This is a genomic window from Halomonas meridiana, from assembly GCF_009846525.1.
Lineage (GTDB): Bacteria > Pseudomonadota > Gammaproteobacteria > Pseudomonadales > Halomonadaceae > Vreelandella.
This window is the reverse complement of the sequence record NZ_CP024621.1, coordinates 1,197,122-1,220,977: the sequence shown is the minus strand read 5'-3', so window position 1 is coordinate 1,220,977 and position 23,856 is coordinate 1,197,122. Positions and strand designations below refer to the sequence as shown.

Below are 23,856 nucleotides of genomic sequence, written 5' to 3'. Positions count from 1 at the left end.
CAGTAATACCCATTAAGCTTTGTATCGCTCACCGAAAACCTAATGATGATGGGAATGAGGCTATGGATACCGCTTGGGTAATTATCGCCTACTTTTTGCGAGGCGCTTGATCAGGATCATATTTCCCTCCGATGCTGTTCAGGTTGCGTTCAGACAAATCATCCATGATGTTATTGGGGTTATTTATTTGATTTTTCCCAAACCAACGGCCTTAACTGCTGTTGGCTCTTTGGGCGAGTTACTGAGGTGATTATGAGTAACAGTACAAGTAGTCGTTTGCTGATGTTGTGGGTGCCACTTGCTGGGTTTGTCATTTGGGCGGGATACCTGATTGGAACCGAGCACCGTCTCCACCTATTTCAGTTCTTACCTTTCCTCTTTTTGGCAGCATGCCCACTGATGCATATTTTCATGCATAAACACCACGGCGGTCATAAGGACAAAATAGACAAGGACTGAACCACTCTATATATACATGTACGCGCCTGGGAGAAAGACCATGAAAACGACACAACAAGAGCACCGCTTGGGTGTTTCCAAAAACACACTGGTGACTCGGAATTTAAAAATCAAGCCTAGTAAATCCAAACGCATTGAAGAAGCGCTGTCAGATATCGACCGACTCTATGGAATGGATAAGGTGGTCTACAACGAGAAAAACCGAAATATCAGCCTTGCTTACGATGCGCTGAGGCTCTGCATCGATGACGTTGAAAAAATTCTCAAGCTCCATGACATACAGGTCAGCGCTGATCGGTGGAACCGCTTTAAGAAGGAGTATTACCGTTTCGTCGATCAGAACGTTAAAGACAACGCTAAACAGGAACCTTGGAGCTGTCATTAATAGTCATAACGGCTACATGACACAACCAGGAGCAAGACTAGCTAGTTTAGGGTAAGAGCTGCTTGCCTGTGGCCTCGCAAAATCAGACCTTCCGTTAGTCATTTGCCATGTGGCTGCACATAGGTTCTATATTTAATTTATATAGCATCAAAAAACACCGCACAGGAGTCCTTGGCAGTTATTGCTGCTGTGGTTGCCGTTAATACAAGGAGTCGCTTTCATGGTTGGGCAGGATAGAACGCCACAATATAAAGAAAACAGTCTTTCGTTGGTCGGTGCCGTTGCATTAGGCACCGGCGTGATGATTGGGGCCGGTATTTTTGCGCTAACCGGCCAAATGGCCGAAATGATTGGTCGGCTATTTCCTCTAGCCTTTCTGGCCGCTGCCGTCATTGTCTCTTTCAGCGCTTATTCTTACGTTAAAATGTCCAATACCTTCCCATCAGCAGGTGGGATTGGCATGTATTTACAGAAAGCGTATGGCCCGACGCTTCCCACCGCCTTTCATGCCCTCCTGATGTATTTTTCCATGGTGATCGCACAGAGTTTTTTGGCGAGAACGTTTGGTTCCTACACGCTTGAGTTGTTTGACCTGGGGGATCGTTCACTATTTGTGCCCCTACTCGGGGTTGGTTTACTGCTAATAGCCTTTTTGATCAATTTATCCGCCAACCGCTTGATCGAGACCGTCGCCTCGGTGCTCGGATTTATCAAAATAGGTGGCATTATAGTGTTTGGTATTGTCGGCGTGTTTATTGCCGACTCCATCGAAATGGGTGCTGGCAACGATGCACCTACGCCTACGATAACGGGCTTTTTAGGTGCTACGGCGCTCGGCATACTGGCATTTAAAGGCTTCACGACGATTACCAATAGTGGTTCGGAGCTTAAAGATCCTAAGCGGAATCTTGGCAAAGCTATCACGATCTCGATTGCGCTATGCGTGGTGATCTATGCCCTTGTCGGTTTTGCCGTTGCCAGCAACCTATCTTTGCCTGAAATTATCGAAACCCAAGACTACTCCCTGGCCGCCGCTGCCCGTCCCGCACTGGGTGAAGCGGCAGTTGCGTTTACCGTCATTCTCGCCATGTTGGCAACGGCGGGCGGTATCATCGCCAGCGTCTTTGCCGTTTCACGCATGCTCGCCATGCTGACAGAAATGAAGCTGGTTCCTCACCGCCATTTCCACATGCCCGGCAGTGTACAAAAGCATACACTGGTGTACACCATCGTATTTGGCTTAGTGCTCACCGCTTTTTTTGACCTGAGCCGCATCGCAGCATTAGGCATCATTTTCTACCTGATCATGGATATGGCCATCCACTGGGGTGTGCTTCGTCATCTCAAGGACAGAGTGGGGGCTAATCCTGTTATTCCTAGCATTGCCATACTACTAGATGCTGTCGTGTTAATCGGCTTTTTATGGGTAAAAGCCATCTCGGACCCCATGGTGCTCATCGTTGCTGGCGTAGTAATGGCTACTCTTTTACTCGGCGAATGGATTTTCCTATCCAAACGCGACGCTTCAAACGATAGCGAGCACTCTCACACTCATTAACGTTAATAGCGTTATAGGAGGTACCAAATGGACGTTAGAACCTTTGGTGAATTGATCGATTGGACCCGTCAGTTACACGAGCATCTTGCAGCTTGCCTTGCTCATTGCGCCGATATACACGAAGAAGAGCGCGCTCGCATGTTGCTCAATTACTTAGCTGCACAGGAAGCGGAAATGCAGCGCGTTGTGGCGCGCTTTGAACAGACTGCTGACGCGAAAGCATTAAAAACCTACGTTTATGACTATTTGGAGCATAAACCTATCCGTACGCATCGTACTGAACCGCCCCGGCTTTACCGGAGACTCCATATCTTGAGAGGATGGAGTTATGAACTCACCAAAACGATATTCCCCAGAAGTCCGGGAGCGAGCTGTTCGATTAGTCCTTGAACAGCAAGGCGAATACCCGTCCAAGTGGGCGGCGATCTGCTCCATTGCCAGCAAGTTCGGCTGTACACCAGAGACTTTGAGAGCCTGGTGCAAACGCACAGAACTCACGCAGGAAAACAGCTCGGTTAACCTGCCTGAAAATGAACGACTCAAGCAGCTAGAGCGTGAAAACGTCGAATTGAAGCGCGCTAATGAAATTCTCCGTAAGGCGGCTGCTTTTTTCGCCCAGGCGGAGCTCGACCGCAAACCCAATTGATGGTGTCATTTATCGACGAGCATCGTGCTCAGTTCGGGGTCGAGTCGATTTGTAGTCAACTGCCAATCGCCCCATCGACGTATTACCACCACAAGGCACTTGAAGCTGATCCTGAACGGCGGGCAGACCGGTATCGACAGGATGCGTTTCTTACCGCTGAGATTCAGCGCGTGTGGGAAGAAAACTTCTGCGTCTACGGTGCCCGTAAGGTCTGGCGGCAACTCCGCCGTGAAGGCGTTAATGTTGCTCGTTGCACTGTAGAACGGCTCATGCGCCGCCTAGGAATTCGCGGCGTGGTGCGAGGCCAACGCCCCTTCACGACCCTCAGTGATCCCGGCCAGAAACGGGCACCTGATTTAGTGAAACGTGACTTTACGGCTATGCGTCCTAATCAGCTTTGGGTAGCCGATTTTACCTATGTCGCTACCTGGTCTGGCTTCGTTTACGTTGCGTTCGTTATCGATGTTTATGCACGCTGTATCGTGGGTTGGCGTGTAGCGACGTCGATGAGAACGGCACTGGTGCTGGACGCTCTGGAGCAAGCTCTGTGGGCACGAAAACACAGACAAGGGTTGATCCATCATAGTGATAGGGGAAGCCAATATCTCTCGATCCGCTACACCGAGCGTATGGCTGACGAGGGTATCAATGCCTCAGTCGGCACCACCGGCGACTCCTACGACAATGCGCTGGCTGAAACCATCATCGGCTTGTTCAAAACGGAGGTGATCCATCATCGTGGCCCATGGAGGGGACTGGATGCCGTTGAGTATGCCACGCTGGAGTGGGTTGACTGGTTCAACAACCGCCGACTGCTGGAACCCATCGGAAACGTTCCACCAGCAGAACGAGAAAGGACGTATTATCGTCAACTGGAAGAGTCGGGTGAAGCTGCTTGACTCAAACAAACCGGTCTCCGGAATAACCGGGGCGGTTCATACCTGCGATGCGCCCTATTCCACGCTAAGTGTTGACGACATTTGCCGAGAGGTTTTTGATTTCCATGAACAAACGATAAACCTTTATCGAACCCTCGTTGGCAAAGCGGAAATTCCTGAGGCTAAAGAGCTCTTAGATTCCCTTTTAGCACTTGAAGAGCACGAAGCCATGCGCCTTGTTCGCCAAACGGGGAGAATGAACGATGTCTGAAGACCATAACGAGACAAAGGTGAAAGACCCTGTTTGTGGCATGGACGTTGATCCCCATACCTCCCGCCACCGTGCCGATCACGCGGGTAAGACTTGGTACTTCTGCTCAGAAAAGTGTCAGGAAAAGTTTATTGCCAAGCCTGATGCGTATCTTGAGCCAAGCAAACAGTCACAAGCGTCAGTACCCTCGGGGTCTATTTATACTTGCCCGATGCACCCAGAAGTTCGACGAGAAGGCCCAGGCGACTGTCCAATCTGTGGCATGGCGCTGGAACCTGAGACCGTCTCTGCTGACACCGGCCCTTCGGACGAACTCAAGGACATGACCAGGCGTTTCTGGATCGGCCTAGTACTGACCCTCCCCGTGTTTGCCCTAGAAATGGGTGGCCACGTGTTTGGCCTTATGCATTTTATTTCCCAGCAAACCTCTAACTGGATTCAACTGCTGCTGGCAACGCCGGTAGTCGTCTGGGCAGGTTGGCCATTCTTTGTACGCGGATGGCGTTCGCTAGTGCATCGCAGCCTTAATATGTTCACGCTAATCGCGATCGGTACCGGCACCGCGTTGCTCTACAGTTTGCTGGCCACCCTCACACCGGGCATCTTTCCCGACGCCTTCCGTCAAGCCGATGGTTCGGTGGCCGTTTATTTCGAAGCAGCGGCAGTGATTGTCGTTTTAGTTTTACTGGGACAAGTATTAGAGCTACGCGCTCGTGAAAAAACCTCTGGCGCTATTCGTGCTCTGCTCGACTTGGCGCCTGCTACCGCTCGACGCCTTGATGATCAGGGCAATGAGGAAGATATCTCTCTTGACCAGGTTCAGGTAGGGGATCGTCTCCGGGTGCGCCCCGGCGATAAGGTGCCATTAGATGGCGAAGTGATGGAAGGTCGCTCCAACGTTGACGAATCCATGGTTACCGGTGAACCACTAGCGGTGAAAAAGGAAGTCGGCGATGGCGTCATTGGCGGCAGCATCAATGGTCAAGGATCCTTTGTCATGCGCGCTGACAAGGTGGGCCAGGACACGATGCTGTCGCAGATTGTGCAAATGGTCGCCAGCGCCCAGCGCAGCCGCGCACCCATTCAAGGGCTTGCCGACAAAGTCGCCAGCATCTTTGTACCCGTCGTTATTCTCATTGCTGTTGTGGCTTTCATCGCCTGGTCATTGTGGGGCCCTACCCCGCCGATGGCGTTTGGCCTTATTGCGGCGGTTAGTGTTCTGATCATTGCCTGCCCGTGCGCGCTAGGTCTTGCTACCCCCATGTCAATTATGGTCGGTGTAGGGCGAGGTGCCCAGTTAGGCGTGTTGATTCGCGATGCCGAAGCTCTTGAACGTCTAGAGAAGGTCGACACCGTCGTCGTCGACAAAACCGGCACGCTTACCGAAGGCAAACCACGAGTGACCGAGTTGATTCTCACTGAAGGCATTGCTGAATCGGAGCTTTTGCGCTTGGCAGCTAGTCTTGAGCGAGGCAGCGAGCACCCCTTGGCCCATGCAATAGTCGAAAAGGCTAAAGAGGCAGAGGTAAAATTAACAGAAGCGTTGGACTTCGAGGCTCCCAATGGCATGGGCGTTATAGGCCAGATAGATGGCAAGCGTATTGCCCTGGGCAACCGGCTATTGATGGAAAGCGAGGGCGTTAACACCCAGTCTCAAGACACACATGCCGATCAATTGCGCAGCGACGGTGCTACTGTCATCTTTGCGAGCATCGACGGGAATTTAGCTGGGCTGCTCGCCATTGCCGATCCGGTCAAGGAAACCACCGAAGAAGCCATTCGTTCACTCCAGGCTGGCGGCATTCGAGTGGTGATGCTGACAGGCGATAATCGCACCTCCGCCAACGCTGTGGCACGTCGGCTAGGCATTGATGAGGTCGAAGCTGAAGTGCTTCCAGAGGATAAAGGCCGAGTGATTCAGCGTCTCCGTGATGAAGGGCGCATTGTTGTCATGGCCGGCGACGGCGTGAACGATGCACCTGCGCTGGCTACAGCGGATGTCGGCATTGCCATGGGAACCGGCACCGATGTGGCGATAGAAAGCGCTGGGGTTACTCTACTGCGAGGAGATCTTACCGGTATTGCCACGGCGCATAAGCTCTCAAAAGCCACCATGCGTAATATTCGCCAAAATCTCTTTTTTGCCTTTGCTTACAACGCGGCAGGCATCCCCATTGCCGCAGGGATTTTGTACCCCTTCACAGGTATGCTGTTATCACCGATTATCGCGGCGGCGGCGATGTCACTCTCTTCAGTGAGCGTGATTGGCAATGCTTTACGACTTAGGATGATTGCTATTAAGTAACAATATCTGGTTCTTCGTCACTTCACGTGGATTTGGCCTGATCGAATAGGCGGCCCACCGGGCTGCCAATCAGGTAGATCATGGCGATAAAGTTGGCCTCGTTCCGGTAGCCACGTGCTCGTGACCGAGCCGCTTGGAACAGACCATTCATTCCTTCCAGTCTTGCGTTCGTCAGTCCCGAGAGCCAGCGTCTGACCACCGCGTCGGGGTGCCGCTCAAGCGTCGCCAGGGCTTTCCCCATCGGCTTCAGCAGTGGCTTTTCAGACACCGCCGCCTGCATGACCTTGAGGTAGTTCGTGATGCGCCACCGAGCCGCTCTGGGCGTTGGAGCCTTCTGGATCCAGCGTAGCTTCTCCTTGATCACCCAGGCATCGGCCGTGGCGCTCTGATCGGCCACCAACTCCTGGAGCGCCGAAAGCTGTTTGGGTGTCAGGTTCTTGTTATCCAGGTTCTTCAGCAGGGCCCAGCGCAGCGACTTGGGGTGCCCCTGCTCCCGGCGCTCTTTCTTGCGTACCTCGTCCAGCCGCTTGGTGAAGGTCTGTACGATATGGAACCAGTCGACCGTTACCTCGGCCTTGGGAAGGTGCTCGGTCACGCCGCTAAGGAAGGCTGGCGACATATCGCAGACGACCTCGACCACATTATTCGGGTCGCCGCCATGGGCCGCCAGGAAGGCGCTGAAAGCCTGGATGGCATCCTTGCCGCAGCCTGGGACGGCAAAGATAACCGGTTCCCGCTTGCGCTGCATGTCGAGGAACACCGTGACATAGCGATGACCGCGCCGGGAGGCGGTTTCGTCCACGCCGACCGTCACCACCTTGGACAGATCCAGTTCCCCCAACATGCGGCCAACGTAGCGGTGCACGATGCGCCATAGTCGTTTGTCGGAAATCTCCAACTGGCGGGAGACGGCCAGTACCGGCATCTCCTTGACCAGTGACATGGCCGCTTGCTCGAACAGCAGGGTAAAGTCGCTGCCCGGCCGGGCCCAGGGCACCTCTATGCGCTTGACGCCATGGTCAGGACACTTCGTGCGCGGCACGCGAGCATGCAGGTAACAGTGATGCTGAAAGAAGTTCAGATGCCGCCAGGTTTTGTCGGCAAAGTCATGAGCTTGGCAGGCCTTACCACATTCTGGGCAGGGATAGAGACTGCCTCGCTCCGCCTCGACATAGAGGTCCAAGCGGTGGGGCGACACGGCGGTATCCAGGTACTGGTTCTTGAGGATCCAGGGCGCTTCCAAGCCCAGGCCGAGTGTTAGAATCTGGGTGCCGTCCATGTCATACCTCCTGCCGCTGTGGAGGTCATATTCTGGCCCAGCTCAGGGGGCGAATTCCACACCCAACGTCGAAGAGCCAAAAATCTACTACAGAGTCATAAACGAATCGTCTTTGTGGTCAGTGAACATATAGATTTCGTAAGGCTCACCCTGAGGCCCTGGCATGCCTGGTGTACCAATGGGCATCCCTGCTAGGCCGATCCCACCTATGTCAGGTTGTTCTTCAAATAATGCCTCGACTGCCTCCATCGGCACGTGCCCTTCAATCCAGTAGTCACCTATTTCGATGGTGTGGCACGACCCCAAACCATAAGGGACGCCAGCCTTCTGTTTGATATCGCCGAGCTCAACGTTATCGACAATGGTTACATCGACTCCCAGCATTTCCAAGTGGCGAGCATATTCATCACAGCATCCGCACTGAGGATTTTTGTACAGTGTAGCTTCGTCCGGCAGTGCAGCCTGAGCCGATGTAGCCCCGAGAGCCAAAGCAATTGATAGAATAGTAGCGTTAAGATGTTTCATGAACGGCCTGCCCTCGTTGTGTGGCTAAACAAGTATTTTGCGAGCGACGCGATACCTAAGCCTACGAGCAGAAGAAAAAACAGCGGCATCAGCCAGCCGTACCAGCCCATTGAGCTCATAAAAGCTAAGCAATCGGCATTCATCATGGTAAGCCTCCGATCAAGTCAGTTAGAAATTACGCCCTGAGTGTACGACTCTAGGGCTACCTCAAGGTCAAGCCTTGTAACGTTGTAAAAAATGAAAAGTTGCGATGGATCATATTCTACCCGCTGGGTTCAGGCTCGTTTCAGGTTAACACCGTATAAGGAAGCAGTGACAACAACCCTTTTGAGGTAAATGACCATGCGCAACACCATTTTAACAACGTCTTTGCTAGCTCTTTCACTAAGCCTAGTAACAAGCGCGGCATGGGCTGCACCCGGCCATGGCGGCGGTGACAGTGGCCTGACCGACGCTGACGTTGACCGCACGATCACTCTTGATGCTGGCGATATGTGGTTCGACCCTGAAACGTTAGAAATGGCGGCGGGTGAAATTGTCAAATTTGAAATCACCAACACCGGCAATTTAGAACATGAGTTTGTGATCGGTAGCAAAGAAGCCCAAGAAGAACATCGTCAAATGATGCTAAACATGGCCAACGGCGGAGGCCATGATATGTCGAATATGTCACACGGCGACGGTCACGATATGGCTAGCATGAACATGGCAGGTGTCACCATTGAGCCTGGTGAAACCGGGACTTTATTATGGAGTGTCCCTGACAATGTTAACGAGCTAGAGTATGCCTGTAACATTCCCGGTCATTATGAATCCGGCATGTACGGTAACTTTTCTCTCTAATCTGACGTAGACCCATGAAACTGTTGCTACTCGAAGATGATGATTTGTTGGCAGAAAGCTTGGCAGAGAGTCTCAAGGACAACGGTTACCTGGTTGATTTGGCCGCTTCATTGAAAGCGGCCAAGTCGCTGATGGCAACCGAGCATTATGAGCTGGCTATTTTAGATGTCGGTTTGCCCGATGGATCGGGGTTAGATCTTCTCGCTCATTGGCGCAAGCAGAAGCGCAGTACGCCTATTTTGATTTTGACGGCGCGCGATACCTGGGAAGATAAAGTGATTGGACTTGAAACGGGAGCCGATGACTATCTCACCAAGCCCTTCCACGAAGCCGAACTCATGGCCCGCCTGAAGGCCTTGCTGCGTAGGCAGTCTGGTCAGTTATCTCAGGTGATTACGCTAAACGGTGTCTCGTTGGATGAGGCGGGTCAACGTGTGTGCTTAGAAGGGGAAACGTGGCGTTCGCTAACAGCAACGGAGTTTCGATTACTGCGCTACTTAATGCTTCATCCAGACCGTATTCACTCGAAAGATCAGCTACTAGAGCAGCTCTACGCCTTGGAGCAGGACGCTGCCGCACCTAACTTGGTGGAAGTCTACATCGCTCGTCTGCGCCGTTATCTCGGTAAATCAGTCATTCAAACGCGACGTGGTCAGGGGTATTTCTTTGCTTCACATTGATAGACGCAGTTTACGCATTCGGCTACTCGCATGGCTAGGCGGCGTCGCGCTACTGGTGGTGGTCACCACGTGGCTATTGCACGGGATCTTTTTACAGAGCCTGGCAAGAGATTTTTTAGGTGAACGCTTACAACGTGAAGCAAATCACGCGGTTGCGCAGCTAGAGCAAGACCAAACGGCTGTGCCGACTGCGCTCGACTCGGTTAGCCAAGGCTATCAAGTCTTTCATCATCTCTATGTACTCCGCTTCAATGGCTCGGTCAGCGCTTCCGACCCGCAATGGCAGCAACAGCTGGCTCCATTGCTGGAAGAAAACGGTGATGCCCTAATAGACGTGAATCGCGGAACGCAGCACATGCTCGTCTATCGTCGCCATTTTGAGTGGCAGGGCACACAGGGTGTGCTACTGGTGGGTGAGGATTTTTCACAGGTGGAAGCAGGACTTGCGACCTTGCACTGGTGGGTCGGTGGGATTGCCGCCGTGCTTTTAGGGATGCTCATCATACTCAATATGCTGGCGGTTAACCGTGGACTCATACCACTCTGGCAACTGCGCCAACAACTTGAAGCATTGCGCTCAGGCAAACGAGATCGCTTGTCATTAGTAGCCCCTTCGGAGCTAGATGAATTAGTCGACCAGTTGAACTGGTTCATGGACGACATCGATCTTCGTCTAAAGCGCTCGCGAGAATCGGTCGCCAACCTATCACATGCATTAAAAACACCGCTTGCAGCCGTGACTCAAGTACTGCGTGGCAACCGGCCTATCGATGAGAACAGACGCCATAAACTACTCAGCCGTATTGAAGACATCAACGCCCAGTTGGATGCGGAGCTGCGTCGTTCACGTATCGCAGGTCCTAATGCGGGACGAATGGCCAACGTTACTCGTGATAGCTTACGGCTGATTGAGATGTTTCGTAGCCTCTATCCTGAGCGTATATTCGACCTGACTCACTCAGCAAGTGAGGAAGAACAAGTTCCCATTGAATCTCACGACTTTTCAGAAATATTAGGCATCGTGCTTGATAACGCAGGAAAATGGTCAAGCAGGCGCGTTCATTGCGATGTTGCCGTCACTGTAACTGCACTCACGCTAACGATTGATGATGATGGTCAGGGCGTTGCAAACGAGGAACTTTCGCGCTTGGGAGAGCGTGGTACACGTCTGGATGAGCGCCGCCCTGGCTACGGCTTAGGCCTTTCGATTCTTGCACAGTTAGTTGCCCGCTACTCGGGTTACTCTCAGTTTGAGCGAAGCCCGCTGGGTGGTTTACGCGTAACGATTGCTTTGCCCTTGACGGGCGAAGTAGTCAATTAATCATCATTCAGCTTTGATTCAGCTTCTTCCATCAAGATAGTGCTATTCACCATTGATGGGAGTTACACATGGCACGCTCAAGTATCATTTCTCGCCCTCTTTCTCGTCGGCAAGTGTTAAAAGGAGGCGCTGCCTTAGGCTTAGGTTCTGCTGCGGCAATGGGGTTAACTCCCGCCTGGGCAAACCCCTGGGGCCGTACCAATGTCTATGCTCAGGGCGTTGAAGAAGGGCCCGAAGTATCGCTGGCGATCCGCCGTGAATCGTTGCCTATTGACGGACAAGAAGCCCAACCCATTACCATTAACGGTACCAGTCCTGGCCCGCTGATTCGTTTGAAAGAAGGTCAAGACGCAGTACTGCGTGTCACCAACCTGCTGGACGAGCCCACCTCCATCCACTGGCATGGTCTCATTCTACCGCCGGAAATGGATGGTGTGCCTGGCGTTAGCTTTGCAGGTATCGCCCCCGGTGAAACCTTTACCTACCGTTTTCCCGTCCGTCAGAACGGTACCTACTGGTACCACAGTCATTCCGGTATGCAGGAGCAGCTTGGCCATGCCGGGCCATTGATTATCGACGCTGCCGAGCGTGAGCCTATCCGTTACGACCGTGAGCATGTGTTACTGCTCACTGACTGGACTTTTGAAGACCCGATGTCGGTGTTCCGAAATCTGAAAACCATGGAAGGCTATTACAACTTCCAAGAGCGCACGATTGCTGACTTCTTTGCCGATGTTCGTAACAACGGTTTTGCTCAGACCGCTGAAATGCGTGGCATGTGGGCTCAAATGCGCATGAGTTCGCGGGATATCGCCGATGTCACCGGTAGTACTTATACTTATCTTCTCAACGGACATTCTCCTCAAGAAAACTGGAATGCCTTGTTCAAAGCTGGTGAGCGGATACGGCTACGCGTGATTAACGGCTCAGCCATGTCTTTTTTCGATGTCCGTATTCCTGGCCTGAAGATGACCGTGGTGGCCGCTGATGGACAGCCGGTGCAACCCGTTCCTGTTGATGAGTTCCGTATTGGCGTGGCTGAAACCTACGATGTGCTGGTTTCACCTGAAGACGACCGGGCATACACCATCTTCGCCGAAGCCATGGATCGGAGCGGCTATGCTCGCGCCACGCTAGCCCCACGTGAAGGCATGCAGGCGGAGATTCCTGAACGCCGTCAAATTGCCGACCGCGGTATGGAAGCCATGGGTGCCCACGGTATGGGCGGGATGGATCATTCTGGCATGTCAAATATGGCGGGGATGGACCACTCCGGCATGTCGAATATGGAAGGTATGGATCATTCCAACATGTCGGAAATGGATCGCTCAAACATGTCGAATATGGAAGGCATGGATCATTCCAGCATGGCGGGGATGGACCACTCCAGCATGTCCAACATGCAAGGCATGGATCACTCTAATATGGGTGGCATGGCGGGTGAACAGGCGAAAATCGGCGAAAATGGCTTGCTCGTTGCCGGTGAAGCCCAGCCCGGCTCTCGATACGACCAGGCGGGCATCGGCATCGACTCTGATGAACGTCGTGTTTTAGTCTACCGCGATTTAAAAGCCTTCACGCCATGGCCTGACCGCCGTGAACCAGGCCGTGAGCTTGAGCTGCACCTGACCGGTAATATGGAACGTTATATGTGGTCGTTCGACGGTAAGAAGTTTAGCGAAGTGACCGGCCCTATTCATTTTGAGAAAGATGAGCGGCTGCGCCTAATCCTCATTAACGACACCATGATGGAGCATCCTATCCACCTCCACGGTATGTGGATGGAGCTGGAAAACGGCCAAGGGGAATTGATACCACGCAAACACACCCTAAATGTGAAGCCTGGTGAGCGCGTGTCTGCGTTGATCACCGCAGACGCAGAGGGCAGTTGGGCGTTCCACTGCCACCTTCTCTATCACATGGATGCTGGCATGTTCCGCGTTGTTCAAGTTTCTTAAGGAGGCAGTATGAAAACCAAGCACTACTTAACCCTCGCCAGCGCCGCCCTTGGCATGGCCGCCGCCACGACCGCTCAAGCCGAAGATGGCTATGCGGCACCAGACAGTTGGCCAGCGCCCACTGAGGAACATAATATGGGTATGGCACTGTTTGATCGGCTCGAATATAGCGTGCCTGATAAAGGCCCAGAAGCCGTGGTATGGGACTTTCAAGGCTGGTACGGCGGCGATATCAACCGCATTTACCTAAAGTCAGAAGGCGAAAATGTCCAGGGCGACGGCGAAGATGCTGAGTTTGAGTCTTTGGAACTACTCTATAGTCGTTTAGTGGCTGATTTTTGGGAGTTACAGGGGGGGATCGGTTATCAAGGCGGTGTTTTCTCCGATGATCACGCTGAACGCACCTATGGGGTTGTCGGCCTGCAAGGCGTAATGCCCTACGGCATTGAAACCGACGTGGCATTACAAGTGAGTGAAGATGGCGACGTGGCCGCCAGTTTTGAAGGCGAATACGATCTGCGCCTGACTCAGCGGCTCTACCTACAGCCGCGCACCGAAATTGCCGTGGCCGCCAGTGAAGTTGAAGAATTTGGCGTGGGCGAAGGCCTTAACTCGGTTCGTGCTGGCCTACGGCTAGGCTACGAAGTGACCCGACGCTTCGCCCCCTACATCGGTGCCTATTGGGAGAAAGAATACGGCGACACTGCAGATCTCTCCCGAGCCAGTGGCGACAACACGGAAGATACTGGAGTTGTTGCCGGTGTTAAACTAATGTTCTAACGACTCTGACAGTGTGTAACTTTTAACGTCACCAAATGGTGGCGTTTTTTATTATTTTTATTTTTATATTCAGCTTCATTTCAAAAACCCCAGCTAATATAACCATGTAACCAACCACTGGAGTAGTTATCATGAAAGTTAAATCAATTCTCTTTGGAGCGCTTGTAGCTAGCATTCTTTCAACGCCTGCATTGGCTAACTATGGGACGACCATCCAAGATCTGCCACTACTTGAAAGAGGCGTCTCTTCTACACAATTGCTGGCCCAAGGCCAATCAAAGCGTTTCAATATTAACATTCAACAAGCGACTACGCTGAAGATAGTAAGTGAGCACTTCCCAGGCGCAACCAGCACTGGTAACCGTATCTCTGCTGTGCTTTACAATGCAGCTGGACAGCAGGTGGCAGAAGCATCCAGCCCCCGTGGCCATTTTGAAATGGTTCGCCAATTGCAGCCAGGCAATTATCAGCTTGAAGTAACAGGTAATGCATTGGGAGGTGCTAAAGAAAAGGACAATAACCGCTATGAGTTACATGTTGACTATTAATATATAGTCAATGATTTAAAATATAGGGCCAGCCTTCATGCTGGCCCTTTTAATCTGTAAGGCGAATATCAAATCTAAGAGCCTTTGATATACATTAAGGGCCTAAGTTGGACGAAAGTAACTAAGTGTCAGCTTGGTAAAGTGATTTTCGGCTAGCCATCGGCATCTCCTTCAACCTTATTACGTCCACTTTGCTTTGCCCGATAGCTGGCCGTATCGGCACGACTAAGAATGTCGTCGATTGTCTTGTCACCTTGATGGAAATGACTGACCCCTATACTAGCGGTCACTTGCCATTGGCGTCCTTGCGCCTCAATCGAGCTATCCGCGATGCTTGCACGCAGAGACTCGGCAATGGTGAGTGCACGTGCTGGAGTACAGCCCGGTAGCAATACGGCAAATTCATCTCCCCCTTGTCGAGCGGCATAATCGCTACTGCGAATTTCGCTCTGTACGATACGCGCAATCTGTTGAAGCATTTGGTCGCCTAGAGCGTGCCCCCCTTGATCGTTGACTGGCTTAAAGTGATCTAAATCGAAAAGCATGACCGCGGTTGGTTTTTCCGAGCCTTGCCACTGAATAAGCAACTCTTCGAGGTGCCTCGTCAGACCGCGACGATTGAGCAAACCGGTTAGAGAGTCATGCTCTGCTTCCCAGCGTTTTTGAGCATAGTCTTGTTGGTGCTGAGTGATATCGAGCACTGTGCCGACAGTCCCGATAAAATGCCCTTCAACACGTACAGCCGCGGTACTCACATCTAGCCAGAGCACGCCTTCATTGGCGCTTATAAAGCGAAATTGACGCGCAAAATTCGTTTGTTTTACAAGGCTGCGCAACCACGCTGTTCTGACATCTCGGCGGTCATCACGGTGAATCCGGCGGCTCCAGGCTTGCATGCTTCGAGGAGTATCATCGCCTAGAAGCTGAAGTAACGCATCGTTGATAAACGTCAATCGGCCACGCTGATCCGTTACAAACATGCCTTGTGGAGACGCAGACAACGTACCTCTCAATAAAGCTTCACGTTCGGCTAAGTCACGTAAGACCCCCTGGCGAGCAAGTTCCGTCACGTTAATCACATCAACGACACGGCGAAGTTCTTTCATCGTGGTCGGAATATCCAATACAGGGCGGAAACCACTTCGTAGCTCCAGTACCTGCCGAGCAAGATGCGTTAGAGGTCGCAACGCCATCCAAATCAATATCCAGATAAGAGGCAAAATAAAGATGAGTATGCCCCATACGTAGGTGGTAATTTTCTTCATACCCGCAATAAGAGGTGCTTCAGCTTGCACTTGTGGCAGATGCACACCGACAATCCAATTCGCAGGCCAAATTTGTCGATAGGCAACCAGTTGATCTTCTCCGGATAGTGAGCGCTCATGACTCTCACCTTCCCAGCCATCCAGCGCCTGTGCTAAGACAGGTGAAATGGTGCTAGGTAATGTCACGATGGCGTCTGTTTGGTAAGGGTCGTAGATGCGTTGACCAGACGCTGTCGTAATCGTCACATTGAACCGCCCCGGTTATTCCGGAGACCGGTTTGTTTGAGTCAAGCAGCTTCACCCGACTCTTCCAGTTGACGATAATACGTCCTTTCTCGTTCTGCTGGTGGAACGTTTCCGATGGGTTCCAGCAGTCGGCGGTTGTTGAACCAGTCAACCCACTCCAGCGTGGCATACTCAACGGCATCCAGTCCCCTCCATGGGCCACGATGATGGATCACCTCCGTTTTGAACAAGCCGATGATGGTTTCAGCCAGCGCATTGTCGTAGGAGTCGCCGGTGGTGCCGACTGAGGCATTGATACCCTCGTCAGCCATACGCTCGGTGTAGCGGATCGAGAGATATTGGCTTCCCCTATCACTATGATGGATCAACCCTTGTCTGTGTTTTCGTGCCCACAGAGCTTGCTCCAGAGCGTCCAGCACCAGTGCCGTTCTCATCGACGTCGCTACACGCCAACCCACGATACAGCGTGCATAAACATCGATAACGAACGCAACGTAAACGAAGCCAGACCAGGTAGCGACATAGGTAAAATCGGCTACCCAAAGCTGATTAGGACGCATAGCCGTAAAGTCACGTTTCACTAAATCAGGTGCCCGTTTCTGGCCGGGATCACTGAGGGTCGTGAAGGGGCGTTGGCCTCGCACCACGCCGCGAATTCCTAGGCGGCGCATGAGCCGTTCTACAGTGCAACGAGCAACATTAACGCCTTCACGGCGGAGTTGCCGCCAGACCTTACGGGCACCGTAGACGCAGAAGTTTTCTTCCCACACGCGCTGAATCTCAGCGGTAAGAAACGCATCCTGTCGATACCGGTCTGCCCGCCGTTCAGGATCAGCTTCAAGTGCCTTGTGGTGGTAATACGTCGATGGGGCGATTGGCAGTTGACTACAAATCGACTCGACCCCGAACTGAGCACGATGCTCGTCGATAAATGACACCATCAATTGGGTTTGCGGTCGAGCTCCGCCTGGGCGAAAAAAGCAGCCGCCTTACGGAGAATTTCATTAGCGCGCTTCAATTCGACGTTTTCACGCTCTAGCTGCTTGAGTCGTTCATTTTCAGGCAGGTTAACCGAGCTGTTTTCCTGCGTGAGTTCTGTGCGTTTGCACCAGGCTCTCAAAGTCTCTGGTGTACAGCCGAACTTGCTGGCAATGGAGCAGATCGCCGCCCACTTGGACGGGTATTCGCCTTGCTGTTCAAGGACTAATCGAACAGCTCGCTCCCGGACTTCTGGGGAATATCGTTTTGGTGAGTTCATAACTCCATCCTCTCAAGATATGGAGTCTCCGGTAAAGCCGGGGCGGTTCACATAGCCACCTTCACCTAATCGAAGTAGGTCAAAGTTTCTAAATAGCTGGCTTTGCTTGAGGTTAACTAACCCACCTAAGAAACCTGTGTAGTGTCCCTCATCGTCACGAAGAGGAACTAGCATGAGCACCAACGGCGTGTTAGTGATGCGACCCATGAGAGGTTCACTGACATAAGGCGTTTTAAAAGCGCTCATGAATCGAGCATATTCCCGGTCGGCGAAATTGTTGCCACGGCGTCCTCCGTCGATAGGCCATTCATCAACGACTTGGCTACTCGTATCAAAGAGTATTAGCGCTTCGAAGAGAGGTTCCAACTTGTGACCATGCTGTTCAAATAGAGCCCCTTCTCTAGGCAGCGGAACCCTCTCGGCCAAGCGTTCAAGTTCTCTGAGCCGCTCATTCACCTGAAGGGTGATCGAGTTACTGATGAGCTCTGTCTCATAACGCAGATGCTGGTGATTAGTCTCATTAACCAGGTACTTACCTGCCTGCCAACCGAACGTTAAGATGACAAGACAAAGCAAGCTCCACAGCACTACGGCACCAACGACCAAGCGCCCACGCAAAGTAGCAAAGGGAAACATGATCAAGCGTATGAACGAGTGTTGGGGGCGATGCTTGGAAGAAGCATTTTTATTAGATATCAATGTCATGAACTGTACCTGGTGGGCGAGGTATCAACGCTGTTGCGCCTCACCTACCTTTCGGAAAAAGTGTAGTCATCATAACAGTTGCAAAAGTGCTGAATGAAATATACGTAACAAAAGAGGAACGGAGCCGCTACGCGCTGGGCAGTGGCTCCGTCCGGCAACCAGCATACACAATTTGTCACTAGCCCAGCAGTTAAGCTGCTCTATGGCCTCGGGTGCTTAAAGACCAACCCCATCCATCCGTATCGCTACGAGCGTTTTATTGGCTCACTGGTTTATCATGATGAGCCCGCTACATGGAATGAAGCTTTACAAACAGTGAACGAATTGGCTCAACGTCTGCTGACGGAAGGTAGGGCTGAGCGCAGAAGCCTGCTTTTCCAATGGTGCGCTTATCAGGTTGTTCCCTGATTCACTGTCTAAGCCGCTTTATGCAGCCTGCTATGTAGTCACCCTCGTCTTGCTGCAGCGGTGGTAATTTGGTTGTCAATTGGTTGCCGCCTGGTTGTCATTTGGCTGCTAACAGGGTGAAAACCATGTGGGTAATGTAAACCATGGAAAACTTAACTCATTGAAAAACCTTTGTTTCCGCATTGCAGGCGCGATCCCAAAGTTTGTTTGGTTGCACTCATAATCCCTTGCTCACAGGTTAAAGTCCTACTGGGGTTTCCAGCTGTTGCAGCGTAACGGTGTGGCTCATTGATGATTCCATGTATGGCAGTAACCGTGGGCATGGCGGATACCTAGCCCCCACAAAAGAGTGAGCCGAGTTTAGCGGTGTGGGGGCATGGGGGCAAAGCGCTGCTTAGCAGCCTTGCTCAATGATCATCATGAGACTTTCAGTGACGACTGGTGCCAAACGCTCGTACACCTAGCCCGTACTGCTTTGTATTCGTTTTACAGAGATAAGAGGCACGTGTGAAAGCCTGCTCAAAGCTAGTCAGGTCACCTCGGTCGATCCAGTAGTACGGGTTAGCAGGTATGTGTACCCATGGCTCTTGAGGGTTCCACGTGATTCCCAGCGCGCTGTACCAAGCACGTGACACCCGGCTGATAAGGTTCTCGTTTTGAGAGCCTGCCTTACCTGGCATGTGATACGCGTCACGATTCAGTAGGAAGAAGAAGTGATAGTGCGGCTTGCCGTTAAGGCCAATCTCCCGGCACCACACGTAGCGCACCTTAGTGTCAGGCACCCAGCCAGCTTGGCGTTTACTCTCACGATCATGTTTGATAATCGCTTTCAAGGAAGCGATGAACCTTGCGATAAGGCCTTTGTGATCCTCCGGCCTCATCCGGTCACTTATCGTTGTAGGAATGACAGGATCGACTCTGAAGGCTAGCACGCGAGGGTAGTCAGCGAGAGCCTTGTGCATTGTATTGTAAAGGGCCTGAAGGTATTCATCGGTCATTGGGAGATGTTTCACTTGGAGAGCAAGCCCGTTGAAGGTAGAAGCAGCGTTCAAGCACAAATTAGCGTTTGATGGGTGTCGTTGAAGCATTTTAATTACCTCGATAGTGAGATCGACCCATGCCTTCGGAGGCATGAGCATGTATGTCAGGCACGACGAAGCCTCCAGCGGAGGCTGGATTCATTGAGACGGATACGTGTGGATGGCTACCTTTACGCTCGCTACTCAGGTACGGGGCTTGATGCCCCTTCCATTACCCTTTGATTTAACTAATTGATTTAAATAATAATAATTAAACAAGGTTCTTGGGAATGGGTAGTGACCGATAGGTACTGATGGTTGCTGGTGGGAGTGAGTCGCCGTTAGCGAATAATCACTCTTCAATTAAATGAGGAAAGGTTGAGTTACTTCAGCACTACTTGATCTCTGCGCTCGATGCTTTCGCAGATCCAGGCTTCCACCTCGCGCTCGACCCAGGCAACAGCCCGAGTGCCCAGCTTGATGGGCTGAGGGAACTGCCCAAGGTTGATGTACTTGTAGACCGTCGATCTAGCCAGCCCGGTGCGATCCATGACGTCTTTGATGCGGATGAGTCGGTTGCTCATGACGAACTCCTGTTATTCGTTCATGAGATGAGGCAGGTGAGTATTTTTTAATTGGAGAGTGACTTTGGCGACTGGTGGTCATGCGTCGCTCGGCTCTTGAGCGTCAGACTCTGTGCCATCATCTGGCTCATCATTGATAGCTGAAAGGCAATCCTGATGATGTGTTTGCCAATAGGTTTTTAGATCCTCGCTGACAGGGCTGCGGGATATAGTGGTCGTTGGCTCTTTACCGGCATCTTCGGAACGCAGGCCATAGCTACGTAGTTGAAACGCGGGTAAGGTCGAGCCGTTAGGTGAATTGGGAAAAACAGGCACAAGCATGTAGGTCATTGCTTCGTCGTCTCCGTGTCCATTACGGATGATGTCACGCTGAAGCTGTTTGGCTAGGTGATGTGACAGGGCATAAAACAGTAGCGCCAAGGGGTGATAAGAGAATTGTTCTGTTATTGGTTCTACTGTGGGAGGCTTATCGTCCAAGGCCTTTGTATAGTTGTCTGCTTTTTCAGACGCCCATTCTGACTCCTGCTCAGGTTTCGTTTCGATCACATATTCAGGCGTTATGCCTAAACGACGAGCAGTCGCCACTATAACGTCATGTTGTGGCTGTTCAGGCCCGGAACAACCTTCTTTCAATTCATTCCAGGAGGAAGTTAGCAGACGACAAGTATCGATATGAACACTGGTAAGTAACCAGTTTGCATCCTCCACATCGTAGCGCTTAAGAAGTTCTTCAACGCCACCTTCTAGATAACGTGTGCTTGGCAGCATTGATAGCGCCAGGTCAAAAACCATTTTGATTTCGTTGTATCTCTCTTGATATTTTTTAGCCTCGCGATAAGGATCATGCTCTCGTTTTGATTCATCCTTAGTATCGTCTGACACGGTACTATCAGAACCCTTGTTGGCATTGTACTCCTTCAACAATGCTTCGATTTGCAAGCTGCATACCCCTGCAGTCATCACTGCATCCACTATTCCACCGACTAACTCCGTTCTTTTTATTTCACCTTTTGTTGATTCCGTTACCTCGGGTTTGGTGCTTGAAGGCGGCGACACAATTGTAATGGGCGTTCTTGTGTGTTTTCCAAATGAGGGGTGGGCTAAATCAAGCAGATAAATAGAGGTTTTGCGTTTTTTAGCTTGGTGTGAGTATCGCCCTGGCTCATGGTGAGCAACGATACCTAAATCGACCAATTTCTTCAGTTGCCTATCTATGCGGGAGCGTGACATCCCAGTGAGGTGACGTATTGTTGATATTCCAAGGCTGGTTATTACACCTGGCGTATCAGCATGAGCTAGCAACACCATTAATAGCCACCGGTTAGGCAAGGTCAACCTTGAACGGCGGCGACGTCCATCTCTTACCAGATCCTTATTTTTATTTTCAGCAGATAGTAGGGTCGTTTTGGTAAGTGTGGCTATTTCTTCTACGTGGTGCGTAGAAGACAACGGATACTTCTGTAGTTCTTTCACAAACTTTGCTGATAAACGATAACGTACCGCTGGCCGTCCTGGTCCTTTAATAGGTAGCCGCTCAATCTCAATAAACTGGTTTTGCCTTTCTCCGTGTTTTTTTATGAGACAACCCCAGGCTCGACGGCCTTGCGCATACGTCATGCCTAGGCTCATGAAGAGATCCTTCAACGTGCCATCAAAGCTCTGGTCAGCGCCTATCACAGACGCCCACTGCATCAGTAGCCATCGTTCTTCGGGCGTTAGGCGAGCGTTCTTGTAGGTCAGAATGGATGTGTGCATAGCATGCAGCTTACGGCATTCTACAAAAAATAAAAATCCGATTTCACGGACTTTTAACAATTCACTTTTTTACGTTGTTCTATTACATTGTAATTAACCATTGAAACCGTACATTGCATGTGTACAATGTATTTGACATGTGACAGCCGACTCAAAAAAATTAGATATATCTAATTCACTAGTGGAAATTGTTCATGACTCAACCTTTCGATTGGATCGTAACTCGTGATCCTGCTCAGCTGGAGTGGATAGCTAGTTACTTGGCGCGTAAGATTTTCAAAGGTTCTACGGCGTTCATTTCGGTAAAACCGCCTGCTGAGTACGGTTATGTTGAGATGGCTAAAAGCTTGAAGAAGCTTCCTGATGAAGCTGAATATCGAGAAGCCAGCAGGCAAATGAAAGGAGCCTGGAATACGTACCAATACCGTAAGAAGAATGGCAACCCAGTCTCTCTTCAAATCCCAGAGAAAAAAATAAAGCAACTAAAGCTTTTAGCGAAAAAGCGTAAACAGTCTCAAGCACAAACACTCAGCGACCTTATTAACGAGGCGCTGGGAAAAAAGAATTTTATAGCTAAAGAAACCAGCAATTTAAGCGATTCGTTTTTAGATGTAGCACAACAATATATACATCAAAGTGACGTGGATAGTTTGATCGATGAATTGATGAACGAAATTAACCACCGCTGTAGCCTTGAAGTACTGAAGAATGGAGGAGATCCATCTAAAGACTTTAACCTACGCACCATTTATTTTAAATTAGTCAGAGAACGCGTTACAGAGCTAGCGACTACAATCTCTATCATGCAGTCTCCTGACGGCTCTATAAACCCTGAAACACTTGAAAAAGCCTTAAAAAAAGGTTGTAAATATGGCTTTTACTACTACTAAAAAACGCCAATCATTAAAACTTGAAGATGGCAACCTGAAATTCAGCAATATCGTCACACTTAACACTTACATCAACCTAAACATAAAGACTGCCTATTTCGTGAAATTCCACAGAGCAAACACAGTTAGGCTTATTACAACTTGATTAACGGAGGGCTCTTATTAACGTGATGAGCACGTACCAGACAAGGCACAATTAACAAAAATCGCAGTTCACGAAGTGTAAATAAAAGTTTTAATTCTATTTTAACGCATCATGGTCAAACTCAATATTTAGCTAGAGGTTTCAGAGAAAAAGCCAAGCTCTTTAACTTCTATGGAGAATACAGAAGCCCTTACTAAGACCACCTTATCGCTCACTTTAAAAATGGAAATACACGCTCCTGGTGGTATCAAAAATAACACTAAAGTCCGCACGATGGCCTAGAACGTCATTGGCGATTCACAATTAATTCGATTTCCTATTTAGCGTTGGTTGAGGCTATTGGCTGGGTTAGTGATAATCCACTGCTGAGTCCCATGAAAACCATAGCAATCAAAGCAATAACATCAATACTGTGAAAAAGGTGAAGCCATTAAATTCCAAAGTATTTTAGATTACCCTTGAACTATTGAAGTGCCCCTTCGTAGCTGCACAGTTTATAGTGCAGCCATCAGGAGGACGTTATAAACCAACCCAGCTTGATCAATACTGAGCTGGTCAGCCAAGTAAAACTAGCCTTGGAGCACTCTCCTACTTACGGCTATCGCCGTCTGGAGTGTGACCCGCAAGCCTATACAGCACATCTTTCGACTGAAGGTTTGGCAGGTACGCAAGCGGCCTCAAGACTTTCGGTCTTGAGCCAGGAGCCTACCGTCAGCTTCCTCAAGGACGGATGAGCGTTGGGCAACCGACTTGTCACACTATGGTGTAGTAAGGATAGGTAGCCTAACGGTCATCATTGACTGCTATACACGCGAGATCATCGGCTGGCGATTATCGGACAACGGCAGTAGCAAGACAGCCGAGACGCACTCTCCTACCACCTGGGAGCGCTGGGGGACTAATTGGGGGACTGATAAAACTATAAAACCAAAAAAGCCGCTGAAATCAGCGGCTTAATCTATATTCTTGGCGGAGAGGGAGGGATTCGAACCCTCGAAGCCTTTCGACTTACACACTTTCCAGGCGTGCTCCTTCGACCACTCGGACACCTCTCCACATTTCAGCTCTGCTGTTAGGCGCTGCCTTTCTCAACAGAACGGCGCATATTCTATGGTCTAAGCCGTGAAATAGCAAGCCTTTTTCCT

22 protein-coding genes, 1 tRNA gene and 2 other annotated features are annotated in these 23,856 nt (G+C 50.8%); of the genes, 14 read left to right on the top strand and 9 right to left on the bottom strand.

From position 1 onward, the window contains the following. Positions 1–252: 252 nt before the first annotated feature. The 7 genes from CTT34_RS05985 (at position 253) to CTT34_RS05955 (ending at position 6,502) form a co-directional block, all read left to right on the top strand. A complete protein-coding gene (locus tag CTT34_RS05985) occupies positions 253–459 on the top strand; it encodes a DUF2933 domain-containing protein (protein WP_035586996.1) in 207 nt (68 codons plus the stop codon). A 40-nt stretch (positions 460–499) separates the two neighbouring features. Then, positions 500–844 (top strand): hypothetical protein, encoded by a 345-nt coding sequence (locus tag CTT34_RS05980; protein WP_022522184.1) that lies wholly within the window; start codon positions 500–502, stop codon positions 842–844. Positions 845–1,064: 220 nt separating this feature from the next. After that, on the top strand, positions 1,065–2,402 hold the full coding sequence (locus CTT34_RS05975) for an APC family permease (protein WP_159341615.1): 1,338 nt from the start codon (positions 1,065–1,067) through the stop codon (positions 2,400–2,402). Positions 2,403–2,429: 27 nt separating this feature from the next. Further along, the gene (locus CTT34_RS05970) at positions 2,430–2,792 is read left to right on the top strand and encodes a hypothetical protein (protein WP_174788516.1); all 363 of its coding nucleotides are present in this window, start codon (positions 2,430–2,432) and stop codon (positions 2,790–2,792) included. Then, a protein-coding gene (locus CTT34_RS05965) for an IS3 family transposase (protein ID WP_159340751.1) occupies positions 2,731–3,947 on the top strand; the annotation gives its coding sequence in 2 pieces (ribosomal slippage) (positions 2,731–3,016 and positions 3,016–3,947; 1,218 coding nt in all). Before CTT34_RS05970 ends, CTT34_RS05965 begins: the two co-directional genes overlap by 62 nt. Then, positions 3,006–3,122 (top strand) — a sequence feature (AL1L pseudoknot). (Overlaps the previous gene by 117 nt.) After that, complete coding sequence (locus tag CTT34_RS05960) at positions 3,934–4,197, top strand: hypothetical protein (RefSeq protein WP_254436461.1); 264 nt, start codon at positions 3,934–3,936, stop codon at positions 4,195–4,197. Before CTT34_RS05965 ends, CTT34_RS05960 begins: the two co-directional genes overlap by 14 nt. Further along, complete coding sequence (locus tag CTT34_RS05955; RefSeq protein ID WP_159341614.1) at positions 4,190–6,502, top strand: heavy metal translocating P-type ATPase; 2,313 nt, start codon at positions 4,190–4,192, stop codon at positions 6,500–6,502. The genes CTT34_RS05960 and CTT34_RS05955 overlap by 8 nt, the downstream gene beginning before the upstream one ends. Before the next feature lie 22 nt (positions 6,503–6,524). On the opposite strand, the gene CTT34_RS05950 is transcribed toward CTT34_RS05955, so the two are convergent. Both CTT34_RS05950 and CTT34_RS05945 read right to left on the bottom strand, forming a co-directional pair. Next, the gene (locus CTT34_RS05950; protein WP_159341613.1) at positions 6,525–7,781 is read right to left on the bottom strand and encodes an ISL3 family transposase; all 1,257 of its coding nucleotides are present in this window, start codon (positions 7,779–7,781) and stop codon (positions 6,525–6,527) included. Between the two features lie 87 nt (positions 7,782–7,868). Then, positions 7,869–8,306 carry a DUF411 domain-containing protein gene (locus CTT34_RS05945; RefSeq protein WP_016915528.1) on the bottom strand — a complete coding sequence of 146 codons (438 nt, stop codon included), beginning with the start codon at positions 8,304–8,306 and terminating at the stop codon, positions 7,869–7,871. Between the two features lie 342 nt (positions 8,307–8,648). Between CTT34_RS05945 and CTT34_RS05940 the strand changes: the two genes are divergently transcribed. From CTT34_RS05940 to CTT34_RS05915, 6 genes are all read left to right on the top strand, one after another. Next, positions 8,649–9,149, top strand: coding sequence for a cupredoxin domain-containing protein (locus CTT34_RS05940; protein WP_159341612.1), 501 nt, complete (start codon positions 8,649–8,651; stop codon positions 9,147–9,149). Between the two features lie 14 nt (positions 9,150–9,163). After that, complete coding sequence (locus CTT34_RS05935) at positions 9,164–9,829, top strand: response regulator transcription factor (protein WP_159341611.1); 666 nt, start codon at positions 9,164–9,166, stop codon at positions 9,827–9,829. Next, positions 9,816–11,150, top strand: a complete 1,335-nt coding sequence (locus CTT34_RS05930; protein WP_254436460.1) for an ATP-binding protein — start codon at positions 9,816–9,818, stop codon at positions 11,148–11,150. Before CTT34_RS05935 ends, CTT34_RS05930 begins: the two co-directional genes overlap by 14 nt. A gap of 68 nt (positions 11,151–11,218) precedes the next feature. Next, positions 11,219–13,108, top strand: coding sequence for a copper resistance system multicopper oxidase (locus CTT34_RS05925; protein ID WP_159341609.1), 1,890 nt, complete (start codon positions 11,219–11,221; stop codon positions 13,106–13,108). Between the two features lie 9 nt (positions 13,109–13,117). After that, complete coding sequence (locus tag CTT34_RS05920; protein ID WP_159341608.1) at positions 13,118–13,888, top strand: copper resistance protein B; 771 nt, start codon at positions 13,118–13,120, stop codon at positions 13,886–13,888. A gap of 131 nt (positions 13,889–14,019) precedes the next feature. After that, the gene (locus CTT34_RS05915; RefSeq protein ID WP_159341607.1) at positions 14,020–14,436 is read left to right on the top strand and encodes a hypothetical protein; all 417 of its coding nucleotides are present in this window, start codon (positions 14,020–14,022) and stop codon (positions 14,434–14,436) included. 152 nt (positions 14,437–14,588) lie between these two features. On the opposite strand, the gene CTT34_RS05910 is transcribed toward CTT34_RS05915, so the two are convergent. The 6 genes from CTT34_RS05910 to CTT34_RS05885 form a co-directional block, all read right to left on the bottom strand. Then, positions 14,589–15,947, bottom strand: coding sequence for a diguanylate cyclase (locus CTT34_RS05910; protein ID WP_159341606.1), 1,359 nt, complete (start codon positions 15,945–15,947; stop codon positions 14,589–14,591). A gap of 41 nt (positions 15,948–15,988) precedes the next feature. Beyond that, a protein-coding gene (locus tag CTT34_RS05905; RefSeq protein WP_159340751.1) for an IS3 family transposase occupies positions 15,989–17,205 on the bottom strand; the annotation gives its coding sequence in 2 pieces (ribosomal slippage) (positions 15,989–16,920 and positions 16,920–17,205; 1,218 coding nt in all). Beyond that, positions 16,814–16,930 (bottom strand) — a sequence feature (AL1L pseudoknot). (Overlaps the previous gene by 117 nt.) Positions 17,206–17,217: 12 nt before the next feature. Then, positions 17,218–17,910: a PDC sensor domain-containing protein gene (locus CTT34_RS05900; RefSeq protein WP_159341605.1), complete on the bottom strand. Its 693-nt coding sequence runs from the start codon at positions 17,908–17,910 to the stop codon at positions 17,218–17,220. Between the two features lie 836 nt (positions 17,911–18,746). After that, positions 18,747–19,280, bottom strand: coding sequence for an inovirus Gp2 family protein (locus CTT34_RS18615; RefSeq protein ID WP_287706254.1), 534 nt, complete (start codon positions 19,278–19,280; stop codon positions 18,747–18,749). Positions 19,281–19,720: 440 nt separating this feature from the next. Continuing rightward, positions 19,721–19,921 carry a helix-turn-helix transcriptional regulator gene (locus CTT34_RS05890; protein WP_153843651.1) on the bottom strand — a complete coding sequence of 67 codons (201 nt, stop codon included), beginning with the start codon at positions 19,919–19,921 and terminating at the stop codon, positions 19,721–19,723. A gap of 78 nt (positions 19,922–19,999) precedes the next feature. Next, on the bottom strand, positions 20,000–21,613 hold the full coding sequence (locus CTT34_RS05885; RefSeq protein ID WP_159341603.1) for a helix-turn-helix domain-containing protein: 1,614 nt from the start codon (positions 21,611–21,613) through the stop codon (positions 20,000–20,002). A 257-nt stretch (positions 21,614–21,870) separates the two neighbouring features. On the opposite strand from CTT34_RS05885, the gene CTT34_RS05880 reads away from it, so the two are divergent. Further along, positions 21,871–22,566 (top strand): hypothetical protein, encoded by a 696-nt coding sequence (locus CTT34_RS05880; RefSeq protein WP_159341602.1) that lies wholly within the window; start codon positions 21,871–21,873, stop codon positions 22,564–22,566. Between the two features lie 1,112 nt (positions 22,567–23,678). Here the strand turns inward: CTT34_RS05880 and CTT34_RS05875 are convergent. After that, positions 23,679–23,766: transfer RNA gene (locus tag CTT34_RS05875), tRNA-Ser, on the bottom strand. Positions 23,767–23,856: the final 90 nt, after the last annotated feature.